The organism is Streptomyces sp. IBSBF 2435 (genome assembly GCF_036815005.1).
GTDB lineage: Bacteria > Actinomycetota > Actinomycetes > Streptomycetales > Streptomycetaceae > Actinacidiphila.
The window spans coordinates 4,962-19,531 of the sequence record NZ_JAJSYW010000051.1 but is presented as its reverse complement, the minus strand read 5'-3'; the positions used below and the strand labels follow the sequence as shown (position 1 = coordinate 19,531).

Genomic DNA, 14,570 nt, shown 5'->3' with positions numbered 1-14,570 from the left:
GCTTTTCTGCGGCTGTACGCGGTGCCGCACTTCTGCGGCTGCACGCGGGCGGGTGCGGTGCCGCGTTCCCGCGGCGGTACGCGGCGGGGGCGGCTCAGCCGCGGCGCCATCGCCTGCCGTTCACCTGGCCGGGCTCGCACCCGATCACGTACCGCACGCGGCGGCCCAGCACACGGCGGGCCGGGGCGCGGCAGCCGCGGGGGCGGCACCCAGGTGCGAGGCGCGATTCCAGTGACACGTCTCGCACTCTACCCCCCGGCTGCCCCCCGTCCCGCCTCGCGGTACCCCGCGGAGGGGCCCCCTACGCAGGCGGCGCCCATCCGCCGGCCGCGGGGCTCGTGCGGTTCCCTTGCGGCGTGGGGTGCCCATCCGCTGGCCGCGGGCTGCCGGGGGTGCCTCTGCGGAAGGCGGCGCGCTACCAGGGGCGCGGGGAACTGCGCGGCCATCCCCCACCGGGGCGCGGGTCGTCACCGGCCCAAAGGCCCTCTTCGGTCCGCTCCGGACCACCGGCCGGTGGTGGGTTGCTCGCGCCGTTCCCCGCGCCCCTGGCGGGCACCCCCAGCCGAAGGGGACCGTCAGGACCCCGGAGCCCGGGGAGTGGCACCCCCGGGCCGAAGAGGAACCGCATACCCCCCGCGCCCGGGGGACGCGGATCCGCCGACGCAACGGCACCCCGAACCCCGCGACAGCGGAGGGGCACCCCCTGACGAAGAGGGAACGCACAACCACCGTGCCGGGAGACGCGTGAACCCCCGAGGCGCGGCGGAGCCGTTATTCGCGGCCGGGGCGGAGGGCCGGGTGGGCACCCGCGGCGACGAGGTCGGCGACGGCGGTACGGGGGTCGCGCCCGGTGACGAGCGACTCACCGACCAGCACCGCGTCAGCCCCGTCGTTCGCGTAGGCGATCAGATCGTGCGGTCCCCGGACCCCGGACTCCGCGATCTTCACGATGTGGTCCGGAATCTCCGGCGCGATGCGCCCGAAATTCCCCCGGTCGACCTCCAGAGTCTTGAGGTCGCGCGCGTTGACACCGATGATGCGCGCGCCCGCGTCCACCGCCCGGGCGACCTCCTCCTCATCGTGCACCTCGACGATCGGGGTGAGCCCGATCGACTCGGCCCGCTCGATGAGCGAGACCAGCGCGGGCTGGTCGAGCGCGGCGACGATCAGCAGCGCGAGGTCGGCGCCGTGCGCGCGGGCCTCCCACAGCTGGTAGGCGGTGACGATGAAGTCCTTGCGGAGTATCGGGATGTCGACCTTGGCGCGTACCGCCTCAAGGTCGGCGAGCGAGCCGCCGAAGCGGCGCTGCTCGGTGAGGACGCTGATGACGGCGGCGCCGCCCGCCTCGTAGTCCGCGGCCAGGCCCGCCGGATCGGCGATCGCGGCGAGCGCGCCCTTGGACGGGCTGGAGCGCTTGACCTCGCAGATGACCTTGACGGCCTCGCCGCGCAGCGCGGCGACGCCGTCCCTGGCGTCCCGCGCCTTGGCGGCGTGCTCCTTGAGTTCGTCGAGGGACACCCTGGCCTGCCGGTCGGCGAGGTCTGCGCGGACTCCGTCGATGATCTCGTCGAGCACACTCACGCGGGAGCTCCTCTTCCGGCCGGCCGTGCAGCGAAATGATCGGGCTGGTGGTGGAAACCACCGGCACTGCGATGGTATCGGGCGGCGGCCCGTCACCCCGCATCCGGTGATCGCGGATCCCACCACCTGGACAATCTTGCCCCGTCCCGGTGGACGCCTCAGGGCACGAGCGCCGTACCGAAGGACAGGTTCCTGATCACGGTGAAGGCCAGCAGCAGCCCGCACAGGGCGTAGAGGACGCCGGGCCGCAGCGCCGGTTCGAAGGCCCTGCCGCGCAGGGAGCGGATCAGCCAGATCACCCAAACGACGGCGAAGACGGCGTATCCGGCGACGGCGGCGGCATTGCAGCCCAGCGCGGCGCCGAGGTGTCCGTGGGCCAGCGCGTGGGCGCCGCGCAGGCCGCCGCAGCCGGGGCAGTAGACGCCGGTGTAATACAGCAGCGGGCAGGCCGGATAGTGGCCGGGCTGCCCCGGGTCGACGGCGGCGACGTAGCCGAAGCCGGCGGCGACGGCGCCGAGCACGCCGAGCGGTACGGCCGTTCGGCGCAGCGCGCCACGCCGGGCGGGCCGGCCGGTGGGGGCCGCCGCGGCCCGGTAGGAGGTCACGGCGACGATTCTGCCCCGGTACGCACCAGGGCGCAGCGCGCGGCTGCGCCAGGTGGCGGGGCGACGGGCGGGGTCAGGCGTACACGACCCGAATACCGACGCCGGACGGGATCACGCGTACGCGGCCCCCGTGCCGGGCGGGATCAGGCGTGCGCCGCGGCTTCCCCCTGCGGCTGGTCCGCCGGCGGCTGCTCCGCGGTCCGCGCGGGTGCGTTACGCACCTGCGGCTCCTCCTTGCGGCCGAGGCCCATCATCTTCATGATGCCGCCGACCAGCGGGGCGAGCAGGATCACGCCCATGCTGCCCCAGAACGGGACCGGCTGTGCGGCGACCATGAAGACGCCGCCGGCGCAGAAGCCGACGAAGGCGATGATCACTCCGGTCCAGGCGGCCGGGGTGTGTCCGTGGTCGTGGTGGGCCGCCATGAATACTCCCTGATGCTCCCGGTAGGAGGCGTCCGTCGCCTCCCACGTCGTCCCCCATTGTTACGCGCATCGGCGGGCGACCACGCACGGGGGTCGGGCCCGGCGGGTACTACCCCGTGGGGTCCTCGCCGCGGTCGAGGGCTTTCCACAGGTCCTCGGCCCGGTCCGGGTCGACGGGCACGGGCCGGCCGGCCGCGGCGGCGGACGCGGCGGCCCTGGCGCGGACCGGCCGGCGGGTGCCCGGGCGGTCGTAGCGGCTGGACATCGCGGGCCAGGTCGGGCCGTAGCGCAGCGCGAGCAGTCCGGCGGCGAGCAGGAGCAGGCCGCCGGCGGCGGAGACCAGCGGCCAGGAGGTGGTGCTGGCGTGCGTGGCGGTGGCGTGGGCGAGGCCCGCGGTGGACGCGGCGGCGGAGTCCAGTGCCGCGTGGTCGCCGCGCCGGGCCAGTGCCATGACGACGACGCCGAGCCCACTGAGGGCGAGCAGCCCCGCGACGGCGTAGCGGCCGGTCCTGCGCACCGCGAAGACGGCGACGAGCGAGGCCAGCGCGACCAGCGCGAGGGCGCCGGGCAGGGCGGTGGTGTCGGTGCCGGTGGCGTGCACCGGGAGGTTGGTCCGGCCGAAGGCGGCGAAGCCGCGCGACCAGGTCTTGCCCGCGGCGACCAGCACCAGGCTCGCGCCGACCGCGCCGGCGGGCAGCGCGGCGGCGAGTGTCCTGACGCCGCCGCGGCGCGGTGTCACGGGCACGTCGGACGGCTCGGCGTCCCGCTCTGCTGCGAGGGCCGGTCCTGGGTGGGGCTGCTGCGGGACGGAGGTCACCCGTCCACTATCCCCTGCCGGTGTCCGGCGGCCTCGGCCGGGGGGACCCAGGGCGGTGCGTACCGGGTGGGGTGCCGCCCCGCGGGATGAACCGGGGCAAGCGGATTCCATGCCTCCACAACGGTCACGAGCAGGTCAGGAAAGCGCCAACTCCCGCCAACAGCGGGTAAAGCGGCGGTATAGCTTCCGACTCGTCCAGTATCCCGCCTTGTTGACGTGCGCCGGTCACCATACGTTCGCGGCCATCCCTCCGCTCCCCCAATGAGCGCAGGGGCATCACACACCACACTCCCCCCACAGGAGGCCGCACTTGCACACCCCCCACACCACACCGCGGAAAGCGAGCCATACATGGCCGGCCCTCGTCGCGGCCGCCGGGCTCACCGCGGCGGGGCTGGTCGCCCTCGCACCGTCCGCCGGCGCGCAGCCGCAGCAGGCGCCCTCGCACCGGCTCACCACGGCACGTTCCTGTTCGGTCAGCACCGCGGTCGACGTCATGGCCTGCAAGGCGCTCAAGGTGACCAGCGGCGCCGACTCCCTCGCGCCCGCGGCGCGTTCCGCGCACCCGGCGGCCATCCCGCCGGGTTACGGACCGACCGAGCTGCGCGGCGCCTACGCCCTTCCCGGCACCGGCGGTGACGGCGCCACCGTGGCGATCGTGGACGCCTACGACGATCCCAACGCCGAGGCGGACCTCGCCGTGTACCGCTCGCAGTACGGCCTGCCGGCCTGCACCACCGGCAACGGCTGCTTCCGCAAGGCCGGCCAGAGCGGCGGCGCCACGCCGCCGGTGCCCGACCCGGGCTGGGCCGAGGAGATATCCCTCGACCTGGACATGGTCAGCGCGACCTGCCCGGCCTGCCACATCCTGCTGGTCGAGGCGGACAACTCGGCGATGACCAGCCTCGGTGAGTCCGTCAACACCGCGGTGGCGCTGGGCGCGAAGTACGTGTCGAACAGCTACGGCGGCGGCGAGTCCGGCGCCGACAGCAGCTACGACAGCCAGTACTTCGACCACCCGGGCGTGGCCATCACCGCCAGCTCGGGCGACGCGGGCTACGGCGTGGAATACCCGGCCGGCTCGCAGTACGTGACCGCGGTCGGCGGCACCTCGCTCCAGCAGGACACCAGCGCTCGCGGCTGGTCCGACACGGTGTGGGGCGGGGCGGGCTCCGGCTGCTCGTCCTACGACCCCAAGCCCGCCTGGCAGCAGGACGGCGAGTGCGCCGGCCGTACCGTCGCCGACGTGTCCGCGGTCGCCGACCCGGCCACGGGTGTCGCGGTCTACGACACCTACGGCAACGACCGCGGCTGGGAGGTCTTCGGCGGCACCAGCGCCTCCGCGCCGATCATCGCCTCGATCTACGCGCTGGCCGGGCAGCCGTCCGAGGGCTCGTACCCGGCGGCCTTCCCGTACGCGCACGGCGGCGGGCTGAACGACGTGGCGAGCGGTACGAACGGCGAGTGCGCGGGCTCGTACCTGTGCACGGGCGTCGCCGGTTACGACGGGCCGACCGGCCTGGGCACCCCCGACGGCGTCGCGGCCTTCGCGGGCTGACACGCGGGCGACGGCCGGGGCGGGCATGGCGGCCGCCCCGCCCTCGCGCGTCCTGGCACGGGTGCCTCAGCCGTGCATCACGTTGGCGGTCGCGACCGCCCGCAGCACCGCCGCCGCCTTGTTGCGGCACTCGGCGTCCTCGGCGGCCGGGTCGGAGTCCGCCACGATGCCCGCGCCCGCCTGCACATAGGCGACGCCGTCGCGCAGTACCGCGGTACGGATCGCGATGGCGGTGTCGGAGTCGCCCGCGAAGTCCAGGTAGCCGATGCAGCCGCCGTAGACACCGCGCCTGGTGGGCTCCAGCTCCTCGATGATCTGCATGGCGCGCGGCTTGGGCGCGCCCGACAGGGTCCCGGCCGGGAAGCACGCGGTGAGCACGTCGAAGGCGGTCCTGCCCGCCGTGACCTGCCCGGTGACGGTCGAGACGATGTGCATGACGTGCGAGTAGCGCTCCACCGACATGAAGTCGACCACCTCGACGCTGCCCGGCTCGCACACCCGGCCCAGGTCGTTGCGCCCGAGGTCGACCAGCATCAGGTGCTCGGCGCGTTCCTTGGGGTCGGCGAGCAGCTCCTCGGCGAGCGCCGCGTCGGCCTGCGGGGTCGCGCCGCGCGGCCGGGTGCCCGCGATCGGGTGCAGCATCGCCCGGCCGTCCTCGATCTTGACCAGCGCCTCGGGGCTCGACCCGACCACGTCGAAGCCGTCGAAGCGCAGCAGGTACATGTACGGCGACGGGTTGGTCGTCCGCAGCACCCGGTAGACGTCGAGCGCGCTCGCGGTGCACGCGGTCTCGAACCGCTGGGAGGCCACCACCTGGAAGGCCTCGCCCGCGTGGATGCGCTCCTTGATGTCGTCGACCGCGGCGGTGAACTCCTCGCCGCCCCAGGCCCAGCTGACCGCGGAGTCGACCGACTCCGGCAGTGCGGTCGGCTGCTGCGGTACGGCCCGGGCCAGGTCGGCCTGCATCGCGTCGAGCCGGGCGACCGCGTCGGCGTAGGCCTCGTCGACGCCTGTGTCCTCGTCGTTGTGGTTGATCGCGTTGGCGATCAGCAGCACGGTGCCGTCCCAGTGGTCGAGCACCGCCAGGTCGGAGGTCAGCAGCATGGTCAGTTCCGGCAGCCGCAGCGTGTCGTGGGTGCTGTCCCCGATGCGCTCCAGGCGGCGCACGATGTCGTAGCCGAGGTAGCCGACCATGCCGCCGGTGAAGGGCGGCATGCCGGAGGTGAGGTCCCGCGGGGTGTGCAGCGCCTCGACGGTGGCGCGCAGCGCCGCCAGCGGGTCGCCGTCGGTGGGGACGCCGACCGGCGGGCTGCCGAGCCAGTGCGCCTGCCCGTCGCGGGCGGTCAGCGTCGCGGCGGACCGCACGCCGACGAAGGAGTAGCGCGACCAGGACCCGCCGCCCGCCCCGCTGTTGGAGGCGGTGTCGGCCGATTCCAGCAGGAAGGTGCCGGTCCGCTCGGCGGCGAGCTTGCGGTACAGCCCGACCGGCGTGTCGCCGTCCGCGAGGAGCCGGCGGCTGACCGGGATGACACGGCGGTCCACCGCCAGCTTGCGGAACGTATCGAGGTCCATGGCCGCAGACACTACTGGCCCGGCGCGGGCAGCAGGACGGCGGAATCGAAGCAGGTCCGGTCGCCGGTGTGGCAGGCCGCGCCGACCTGGTCGACCTTCACCAGCACGGTGTCGCCGTCGCAGTCCAGCGCGACCGACTTCACGTGCTGGACGTGACCCGAGGTGTCGCCCTTGACCCAGTACTCACGGCGGCTGCGGCTCCAGTACGTGCAGCGGCCGGTGGTCAGCGTGCGGTGCAGCGCCTCGTCGTCCATCCAGCCCAGCATCAGCACCTCACCGGTGTCGTACTGCTGGGCGACAGCGGGCACCAGGCCGTCGGCGGTGCGCTTGAGTCGGGCGGCGATGGCGGGGTCGAGCGAGGTCGCGGGCATGCGTCCATCATGCCGCCGGACGCGGCGGCGGCGGAAATGCGGTGTCCGGATGCTGAAAATCGTCAATAACCGGCAAAGGGGATAGGCGGATTGACCCGTCACCCACCTGTCGCAGGGTTGTTACCCGCCGACGTCACCCGTATGGGGCATCCTTCCACCATGGGTTTTCCTCCACCGCCGCACAATGGTCCGCCGCCGCCCCCTGAGCAGGGTGGCGGTTTCGGGCCGCCACAGGGCTTCGGCCCGCCGCCCCCGCCCAACGACGGATACGGTCCGCCGCCGCCCAACGACGGATACGGCTACCCGCAGCAGGGCGGCGGTTACGGCCCGCCCGCGCCGCCGGGACCGCCGATCCCGCCCGGCGGGAACTACGGCTACCCCGGCGGCTACCCGGGCGGCGGCTACCCGCCGCCGCAGCCGCCGAAGAACAACACCACGCGCAATGTGCTGATCGCGGTCGGGGCCGTCGTCGTGGTCGGCGCGATCGTCGCCGGCATCGCCGCCTCCAGCGGCGGCGGCGACGGCAAGCCGAGCGCCAAGGACACCACGACGGTGCCGTCGCTCACCGCGATGCCGACCGTCCCGACCGTCCCGACGCCCAGCTTCACCCTTCCCACCGACTTCCCGAGCCTCGACCTGCCGACCGACTTCCCGTCGGTCACCGACGACCCGCAGCCGTCGGAGACGGACGGGAAGGAGGTGCCGTACGTGTCGGTCACGCCCGGCAAGTGCTTCAACGCGCCCTCGATGACGCACACCATCGACGCGGTCACCACCGTGTCGTGCACCGCGGCGCACGACGCGCAGTCGATCGCGAACAAGACGCTGTCCGGCAGCTTCACCGACGACCAGGCGATCGAGGACAAGGCATTCGCCCTGTGCAAGTCGGACGCCAACAAGCACGTGCCGGCCGACGGGCGCACGTACTACGAGTATGTGCTGTACCCGCAGCTGATCACCTATCAGCTCCAGGGCCGCAAGACCATCACCTGCGCGCTCAGCCTCAACGACGGCTCGAACAACAAGAAGCTGCACAGCAAGCTGAGCTGAGCCGACGGGCGGGGGAAGCGGACGCGGCGCCCGCGGGTCGTTAACCTGGACTCATGACGACCCATGCACAGCGTGAACGTCTGCTCCTCGCCGACCTGCTGGAACATTCCGGCCCCGACGCGCCGACCCTGTGCGAGGGCTGGACCGCCCGGGATCTGGCCGCACACGTCGTGGTACGCGAACGCCGCGGTGACGCTGCCGCGGGGCTCATCGTCCCGCAGCTCGCGGACCGGCTGGAAAGAGTGCGCAGCGAATACGCGCGGCGGCCGTACGAGGAACTGATCCAGCTGATCAGGACCGGGCCGCCGCGCTTGTCGCCCTTCGCGCTCAAGCAGCTGGACGAGGCGTCCAACACCGTGGAGTTCTACGTCCACACCGAGGACCTGCGGCGGGCCCAGCCGGACTGGACGCCCCGCGGGGTCGACCCGGTCTTCGCGGACGCGCTCTGGTCCCGGCTGGAGCGGGCGGCTCGCGTCCTCGGGCGGCGCTCGCCCGTCGGCTTGGTCCTGCGCCGGCCCGACGGGCAGACCGTGGTCGCCCACCGCGGCTCGCCGGTCGTGACGGTCACCGGCGAGCCCTCGGAGCTGGCCCTCTTCGCCTTCGGCCGCCAGGCCGCGGCGGATGTCCTCGCCGAAGGCGAGAAGTCGGCGGTCGCCGAGGCGTATTCCGCTCGCCTCGGCGTGTAGCCGGTCCCCCCGCCCAGCCCCCGCGGGCGGCCCCGGGCCCTTGTCCCGGGTGCGGGGCCGGCCGCGCAGTTCCCCGCGCCTCCGGGTGACTGCCCGGTGCGGTGCGTGCTTGTCGGCCGCGCCCTTCCCCGCGTCCCTTCGGGACTCGTCCTCCGCCGCGGAGGGCGCACGTCAGGAACGCGGTTCCTCTGCCGCAGAGGGCAAGCGCTCTCAGGGGCGCGGGGAACTGCGCGACAAGCCACGACGGACCGTCGTGCGGATACGGGCGGCCACCACCCAAGAGGCGCGCGGAACTGCGCGCCCCAGCCTCAGTGCAGCGGCACGGTGAACGCCACAGGACGTGGCAGCCCATGGGCGCGGCCAGCCGAGGCGCACCGCACGTGCGACGGTCACCGGGGCCCCGAGATAGCTCACCCGCAGGGAAGTTCGGCGGTGCGGACCGGGGGGAGGAGGGCGGTGAAGGCACCGCCCAGGGCGGCGAGCGCGGCGCTGGCCAGGAAGACGGGGGGCGCCCCGAAAGCCCCGACAGCCGCCGCGAAGAGCGGATACGCCAGCGGGGCCAGCCCGAATCCGGTGAGGCTCATGACGGACGTGACCCGGCCGAGGTACGCCGGATCGGTGGCGGTCTGGATGAGCGCGGCGGCCAGGCCCCCGCAGACCCCGCAGATGAGCCCGGCCAGGAAGGCCACGCCCACCGCGGCGGCGAGCACCTGGGCGACGCCGATGAAGCCGACCGCCGCCGACCCGGCGAGAAGCGTGCCGATCTGGACGGCCCCGGCCCGCCGCACCCGGCCGCGTACGGCCAGCAGCAGCGCGCTGGCCGCGGCGCCCGCGCCGAACGCCGCGATGATCCAGCCGTATCCCGCGGCTCCCCAGCCGCGCTGGTCGGCGAGCAGCACCATGCCGACGTTGAGCGGCCCGACCAGGCCGAGTTCGCACAGCGCGCCCGACAGGACCAGCGGGCCGACCAGCCGGTGGCGGCGGATGTAGCCGAGCCCGTCGCGCAGCTCCTGGAGGGCGGGCGCCCGCGCCGCGGGCGGCAGCGGGGCGATCCGGGTGGTGAGCAGCAGCGGGACGGAGGTCGCGAAGAGCGCCCCGGCCACGGCGAAGGCCGCCGCGGCCCCGCCCAGGCCCATCGCGAGCCCGCCGACCGGCGGCCCCGCGACGGTGCCCAGCCGTACCGTCAGCGCGCGCAGGCCCTGGAGGCGTACCAGCTGGCCGGGAGTGGTGATCCGGGGCGGCAGCGCGCCGACCGCGGGCATGAACAGCGCGTCGACGGCCCCGAAGACCAGGGCCACCGCGACCAGCAGCCACAGTCCGGGCGTGGCCAGCGCGAGCGTGCCGGCCGCGGCGAGGATCAGCGCGCAGCGGACGGTGTCGCTGCCGATGACCACCAGGCGCGGGCCGAAGCGGTCGGCGACCACTCCCCCGCCGAGCATCAGGACGGCCCGCGGCACCGCGCCCGCGGCCATGACCAGGCCGACCTGGGCGGGCGGTGCGACCTTGGCGGCGGCGAAGCCGAGGGCGACGAAGTAGACGGAGTCGCCGAGCAGGGACGCGGTGTAGGCGGTGAGCCAGCGCAGGACGTTGCCGTCCCGGTACGCGGGCCTGCCGGCGGAGTCGGTTGCGGGTATCGCGGTCGCCGTCATGGACCGGCCTTCCTCGGTCGGGGTCGGGCTCAGGGTCGGAAGGGGAAGCCGTACATCTGGACCGCCACGTGCTCGCGGCCCTCGGTGTTGCCCGCGTCCTCCGCGGCCTGACCGCGGTCGGTCCAGCGCTGCATCAGCTCGCCGATCTCGTCGGCCATCTCCTGGAGCTCCGCCGCAGTGAGCAGCGGCATGAATTCGGAGCTGAAGGACGCGTTGGTCCACTCGCGGGGCCACGCGGACAGCTGGTCCAGATACTGCTGGTAGCGCTCGGCCCGGGTGGCGAGCAGCTGCCGGGTGACCTGGGCGAGGACGGCGGCGCCTTCCGGCCGGTCGTCGAAGTCGGCGCTGCGGAAGGAGAATCCGCGTTCCGCCGAGACCTTCCACCAGCGTTCTCGGCCGTCCGAGCCGTGCTCGGGGGCCTCCACGATGAAGCCGTGCGCGGCCATCTTCCGCAGGTGGTAGCTGACCAGCGAGACCGCCTCGTCGACCTGGTCGGCCAGGTGGGAGGCGGTGGCGGTGCGGGCGGTGAACAGCGCGCGGTAGAGCCGGATGCGCAGCGGGTGGGTGAAGACCTTGAGGGCGTCGAGGTCGGTGATGCGCTGGGTGCGGTCCTGATCGTTCACAGCATCGAGGCTAGACGTGCAACAAAAGTTGCGCAACATGATTTGCGCAATCTTTCTTTCTCACCTGATCGCACCCGTCCACACCGGGCGTCCCGGCAGGATGGCCGCCATGTCCCTCGACGGCACCCGTGCGCACCTCAGTGGCCCCGGTGATCTGCCGCCCCTGGTGGAGCGCGCCGCCCGCACCGCGACCCGGCTCGGCTTTCCCTACTCCTGCCGGCCGGAGCAAGGCCGGCTGCTGCACGCGCTCGCGGCGGGCGCGGAGCGCATCGGCGAGACCGGCACCGGATGCGGGGTGGGGCTGGCCTGGCTGGTCTCCGGCATGCGCAACGGCGCCACCGCGGTCAGCGTCGAGAGCGACGCCGACCGCGCGGGGGCCGCGGCCGGCCTGTTCAGCGCACTCGCGCCCTGGGTGACCGTGCGGCACGCCGACTGGACCGCGATCGCCGAGCACGGCCCCTTCGACCTGCTCGTCCTCGACGGCGGCGGCCAGGGCAAGGCGGACGGTGCCGCGGCCGACCCGGCCGAGCTGCTGCGGCCGGGCGGCGTCCTGGTCATCGACGACTTCACCCCGTCGCGGGGCCGCCCGCCCGTCCACGACGGCCGGCCGGACACCGCCAGGCTGCACTGGCTCGGCCATCCGGCGCTGCGCACGGTGGAGGTCCCGCTGGCCCCGGACCTCGCGGTCCTGGTCGGCACGAGGACCGCGGCGCGGTAGGCGCCTTATCGCACCGGGTGGCCCGCGGAGCGCAGCGCCGACTTGACCTCGGGGATGCGCAGGTCGCCGAAGTGGAAGACGGACGCGGCCAGTACGGCATCGGCCCCGGCCGCGACGGCCGGCGCGAAGTCGTCCAGCCGCCCTGCGCCGCCGGACGCGATCACCGGCACGGACACCCGGGCCCGTACGGCCGCGATCATCTCGGTGTCGTAGCCGTCCTTGGTGCCGTCCGCGTCCATCGAGTTGAGCAGGATCTCCCCGGCGCCCAGCGCCGCGGCCCGCTCGGCCCACTCGACGGCGTCGATACCGGTCCCGCGCCGGCCGCCGTGCGTGGTGACCTCGAAGCCCTCGCCCGAGGCATTGCGGCGGGCGTCCACCGACAGCACCAGCACCTGCCGCCCGAAGCGCTCCGCAATCTCGCGGATCAGCTCGGGCCTGGCGATCGCCGCGGTGTTGACGCCGACCTTGTCCGCGCCCGCCCGCAGCAGCTTGTCGACGTCGTCGGCGCTGCGCACCCCGCCGCCGACGGTGAGCGGGATGAAGACCTGCTCGGCGGTGCGGCGGACCACGTCGTAGGTGGTCTCCCGGTCGCCGGAGGACGCGGTGATGTCCAGGAAGGTCAGCTCGTCCGCGCCCTCGGCGCCGTAGAGCCGGGCCATCTCGACCGGGTCGCCCGCGTCGCGCAGATTCTGGAAGTTGACGCCCTTCACGACCCGTCCGCCGTCCACGTCCAGGCAGGGGATGACGCGCACCGCCAGGGTCATTCGATGTCTCCTCGGAAAGCTTCGATCTCGACTTCCACCAGCACCCGGGAGTCCATGAACCCGGCCACCACGACCAGCGTCGCGGCCGGCCGGACCGCGCCGAACAGCTCCCGGTGGGCGCGGCCCACGTCGTCGGCGTCCCCGGCGTGGCTCATGTACATCCGGGTGCGGATGACACTGTCCGGCCCCAGGCCGAACGGCTCCAGCGCTGCCAGCGCGTTGCGGAAGGCCAGCAGCGCCTGCTCGTACGGGCTGCCCTCGCCGCGTACCTCGCCGTCGACCAGCGGCATCGTGCCCGACACCAGCACCCTGTCCCCCGCGGCCACGGCCCGGGCGAAGCCGATGGTCTCCTCCAGTGGACTGTCGGACTGCTCGCGCCGTACCGCGGGGGATCCGGTCATCGTGAAACTGCCTCCAAGGCCTCTTCGAGAGTGAACGCCTTCGCATAGAGCGCCTTGCCGACGATCGCGCCTTCCACACCCCGTGGGACGAGAGAAGCGATGGCGCGCAGGTCGTCGAGGCTGGAGACACCGCCGGACGCGACGACCGGGCGGTCGGTGACCGCGCACACCTGGGTCAGCAGCTCCAGGTTGGGCCCTTGCAGGGTGCCGTCCTTGGCGATGTCGGTGACGACGTAGCGGGCGCAGCCCTCGGAGTCCAGCCGGGCCAGCGTCTCGTAGAGATCGCCGCCGTCCCGGGTCCAGCCCCGGCCGCGCAGGGTGGTGCCGCGCACGTCGAGGCCGACCGCGATCCGGTCGCCGTGCTCGGCGATGATCTTCGCGACCCACTCCGGGCTCTCCAGCGCGGCCGTGCCCAGGTTGACCCGGGTGCAGCCGGTGGCGAGCGCGGCGGCGAGCGTGTCGTCGTCGCGGATGCCGCCGGACAGCTCGACCTTGATGTCCATCGTGCGGGCCACCTCGGCGATACGCGCCCGGTTGTCGCCGGTGCCGAAGGCCGCGTCGAGGTCCACCAGATGCAGCCACTCGGCCCCCGCGTCCTGCCAGGCGAGTGCTGCGGCGAGCGGGTCGCCGTACGACGTCTCGGAACCGGACTCGCCGTGCACGAGGCGTACGGCCTGGCCGCCCCTGACGTCGACGGCGGGGAGCAGTTCGAGCAGCTTGGTCATCGGATGTGCGTCCTTGCGGGTGGGATCGGTGGGCGGCGGGTCTAGAGGGTGTCGAGCCAGTTGGCGAGCAGCAGGGCGCCTGCCTCGCCGGATTTCTCCGGGTGGAACTGGGTGGCCCACAGCGGCCCGTTCTCCACCGCGGCCACGAACGGCTCGCCGTGGGTGGTCCAGCTGACCCGGGGGCTGCTGATGCGTTCGCTCTGCGTCTCCAGGTGCCAGCTGCGGACCGCGTAGGAGTGCACGAAGTAGAAGCGGGCGTCCTCGTCCGCGCCCGCGAACAGCCGGGAGCCCTCGGCGGCCTTCACCGTGTTCCAGCCCATGTGCGGGACGATCGGGGCCCGCAGCGGCTCGACGGTGCCGGGCCACTCGTCCAGGCCCTCGGCCGCCACGCCGTGCTCGATGCCGCGGGCGAAGAGGATCTGCATGCCGACGCAGATCCCCATCACCGGCCGGCCGCCGGCCAGCCGCCGCCCGACTATCCAGTCGCCCCGTACGCCCTTGAGTCCGGCCATGCAGGCGGCGAACGCGCCGACGCCGGGCACCAGCAGGCCGTCGGCCCGCATCGCCCGGTCGAAGTCGGCGGTGATCTCGACCTCGGCGCCGGCGTGCGCGAGGGCGCGCTCGGCGGACCTGACGTTGCCGAATCCGTAGTCGAGGACGACGACGCTCTTGCTCATCCCGGCCCCCTAGAGCTGGAGCAGACCGGTGACGAGTGCCATCACCGATCCGATCGCCAGCAGCGCGATCAGGCTCTTGGACTGCTTCTGCTGCCAGAACGAGTACACCCCGCCCGCCAGGAACAGGCCCAGCAGTATGAAGAGGGTCGATCCCTTGCTCACTGTGATTGTCCGTTCGCTTCTCCGCCCGCGCGGCAACCGCTCGCGCCGAGCCCTGACTGCGGCCGAGTGGCCTTGCGTGCGTCGCTCACTGTGATTGTCCGTTCGCTTCTCCGCCCGCGCGGCAACCGCTTGCGCCGAGCCCTGACTGCGGCCGAGTGGCCTTGCGTGCGTCGCTCACTGTGATTG

Annotated in this window: 18 protein-coding genes; 4 read left to right on the top strand and 14 right to left on the bottom strand. The window is 73.6% G+C overall.

The window, feature by feature from the left end:
* Positions 1–94 precede the first annotated feature (94 nt).
* The 5 genes from trpM to V7E46_RS12820 form a co-directional block, all read right to left on the bottom strand.
* On the bottom strand, positions 95–238 hold the full coding sequence (gene trpM / locus V7E46_RS33885) for a tryptophan biosynthesis modulator TrpM (protein WP_200804402.1): 144 nt from the start codon (positions 236–238) through the stop codon (positions 95–97).
* A gap of 533 nt (positions 239–771) precedes the next feature.
* Positions 772–1,581, bottom strand: a complete 810-nt coding sequence (gene trpC, locus V7E46_RS12835; RefSeq protein ID WP_333768524.1) for an indole-3-glycerol phosphate synthase TrpC — start codon at positions 1,579–1,581, stop codon at positions 772–774.
* Positions 1,582–1,739: 158 nt separating this feature from the next.
* Positions 1,740–2,186: a DUF2752 domain-containing protein gene (locus V7E46_RS12830; protein ID WP_333768523.1), complete on the bottom strand. Its 447-nt coding sequence runs from the start codon at positions 2,184–2,186 to the stop codon at positions 1,740–1,742.
* 143 nt (positions 2,187–2,329) lie between these two features.
* Complete coding sequence (locus V7E46_RS12825) at positions 2,330–2,611, bottom strand: HGxxPAAW family protein (protein ID WP_329179850.1); 282 nt, start codon at positions 2,609–2,611, stop codon at positions 2,330–2,332.
* A 109-nt stretch (positions 2,612–2,720) separates the two neighbouring features.
* The gene (locus V7E46_RS12820) at positions 2,721–3,428 is read right to left on the bottom strand and encodes a TIGR02234 family membrane protein (RefSeq protein ID WP_443054141.1); all 708 of its coding nucleotides are present in this window, start codon (positions 3,426–3,428) and stop codon (positions 2,721–2,723) included.
* Positions 3,429–3,738: 310 nt separating this feature from the next.
* Between V7E46_RS12820 and V7E46_RS12815 the strand changes: the two genes are divergently transcribed.
* Positions 3,739–4,986: a S53 family peptidase gene (locus V7E46_RS12815; protein WP_333768522.1), complete on the top strand. Its 1,248-nt coding sequence runs from the start codon at positions 3,739–3,741 to the stop codon at positions 4,984–4,986.
* Positions 4,987–5,052: 66 nt separating this feature from the next.
* On the opposite strand, the gene V7E46_RS12810 is transcribed toward V7E46_RS12815, so the two are convergent.
* Both V7E46_RS12810 and hisI read right to left on the bottom strand, forming a co-directional pair.
* Positions 5,053–6,558 carry an anthranilate synthase component I gene (locus V7E46_RS12810; protein WP_333768521.1) on the bottom strand — a complete coding sequence of 502 codons (1,506 nt, stop codon included), beginning with the start codon at positions 6,556–6,558 and terminating at the stop codon, positions 5,053–5,055.
* Between the two features lie 11 nt (positions 6,559–6,569).
* Positions 6,570–6,929 carry a phosphoribosyl-AMP cyclohydrolase gene (hisI, locus tag V7E46_RS12805; RefSeq protein WP_329179845.1) on the bottom strand — a complete coding sequence of 120 codons (360 nt, stop codon included), beginning with the start codon at positions 6,927–6,929 and terminating at the stop codon, positions 6,570–6,572.
* A 159-nt stretch (positions 6,930–7,088) separates the two neighbouring features.
* Here hisI and V7E46_RS12800 point away from each other — a divergent pair, with 159 nt between their 5' ends.
* Both V7E46_RS12800 and V7E46_RS12795 read left to right on the top strand, forming a co-directional pair.
* Positions 7,089–7,979, top strand: coding sequence for a hypothetical protein (locus tag V7E46_RS12800; protein WP_333768520.1), 891 nt, complete (start codon positions 7,089–7,091; stop codon positions 7,977–7,979).
* Positions 7,980–8,032: 53 nt separating this feature from the next.
* Complete coding sequence (locus V7E46_RS12795) at positions 8,033–8,665, top strand: TIGR03085 family metal-binding protein (protein ID WP_333768519.1); 633 nt, start codon at positions 8,033–8,035, stop codon at positions 8,663–8,665.
* 410 nt (positions 8,666–9,075) lie between these two features.
* Here V7E46_RS12795 and V7E46_RS12790 read toward each other — a convergent pair whose 3' ends face one another.
* Positions 9,076–10,314: an MFS transporter gene (locus V7E46_RS12790; protein WP_333768518.1), complete on the bottom strand. Its 1,239-nt coding sequence runs from the start codon at positions 10,312–10,314 to the stop codon at positions 9,076–9,078.
* Between the two features lie 29 nt (positions 10,315–10,343).
* Complete coding sequence (locus V7E46_RS12785) at positions 10,344–10,976, bottom strand: helix-turn-helix domain-containing protein (protein WP_443054140.1); 633 nt, start codon at positions 10,974–10,976, stop codon at positions 10,344–10,346.
* Positions 10,977–11,046: 70 nt separating this feature from the next.
* Between V7E46_RS12785 and V7E46_RS12780 the strand changes: the two genes are divergently transcribed.
* Entirely contained in the window at positions 11,047–11,655 is a 609-nt protein-coding gene (locus tag V7E46_RS12780) for an O-methyltransferase (protein ID WP_333768516.1), read from the top strand.
* A 5-nt stretch (positions 11,656–11,660) separates the two neighbouring features.
* On the opposite strand, the gene hisF is transcribed toward V7E46_RS12780, so the two are convergent.
* Genes hisF through V7E46_RS12755 form a run of 5 tightly spaced genes read right to left on the bottom strand, consistent with a single transcriptional unit; the run spans position 11,661 to position 14,384 of the window.
* Positions 11,661–12,419 carry an imidazole glycerol phosphate synthase subunit HisF gene (gene hisF, locus V7E46_RS12775; protein ID WP_329179834.1) on the bottom strand — a complete coding sequence of 253 codons (759 nt, stop codon included), beginning with the start codon at positions 12,417–12,419 and terminating at the stop codon, positions 11,661–11,663.
* A complete protein-coding gene (locus tag V7E46_RS12770) occupies positions 12,416–12,820 on the bottom strand; it encodes a Rid family hydrolase (protein ID WP_329179833.1) in 405 nt (134 codons plus the stop codon). The genes hisF and V7E46_RS12770 overlap by 4 nt, the downstream gene beginning before the upstream one ends.
* On the bottom strand, positions 12,817–13,545 hold the full coding sequence (gene priA, locus V7E46_RS12765; RefSeq protein ID WP_333768515.1) for a bifunctional 1-(5-phosphoribosyl)-5-((5-phosphoribosylamino)methylideneamino)imidazole-4-carboxamide isomerase/phosphoribosylanthranilate isomerase PriA: 729 nt from the start codon (positions 13,543–13,545) through the stop codon (positions 12,817–12,819). Before priA ends, V7E46_RS12770 begins: the two co-directional genes overlap by 4 nt.
* A 41-nt stretch (positions 13,546–13,586) precedes the next feature.
* Complete coding sequence (gene hisH / locus V7E46_RS12760) at positions 13,587–14,222, bottom strand: imidazole glycerol phosphate synthase subunit HisH (protein WP_333768514.1); 636 nt, start codon at positions 14,220–14,222, stop codon at positions 13,587–13,589.
* A gap of 9 nt (positions 14,223–14,231) precedes the next feature.
* Entirely contained in the window at positions 14,232–14,384 is a 153-nt protein-coding gene (locus V7E46_RS12755; RefSeq protein WP_167983691.1) for a hypothetical protein, read from the bottom strand.
* Between the last annotated feature and the right edge of the window lie 186 nt (positions 14,385–14,570).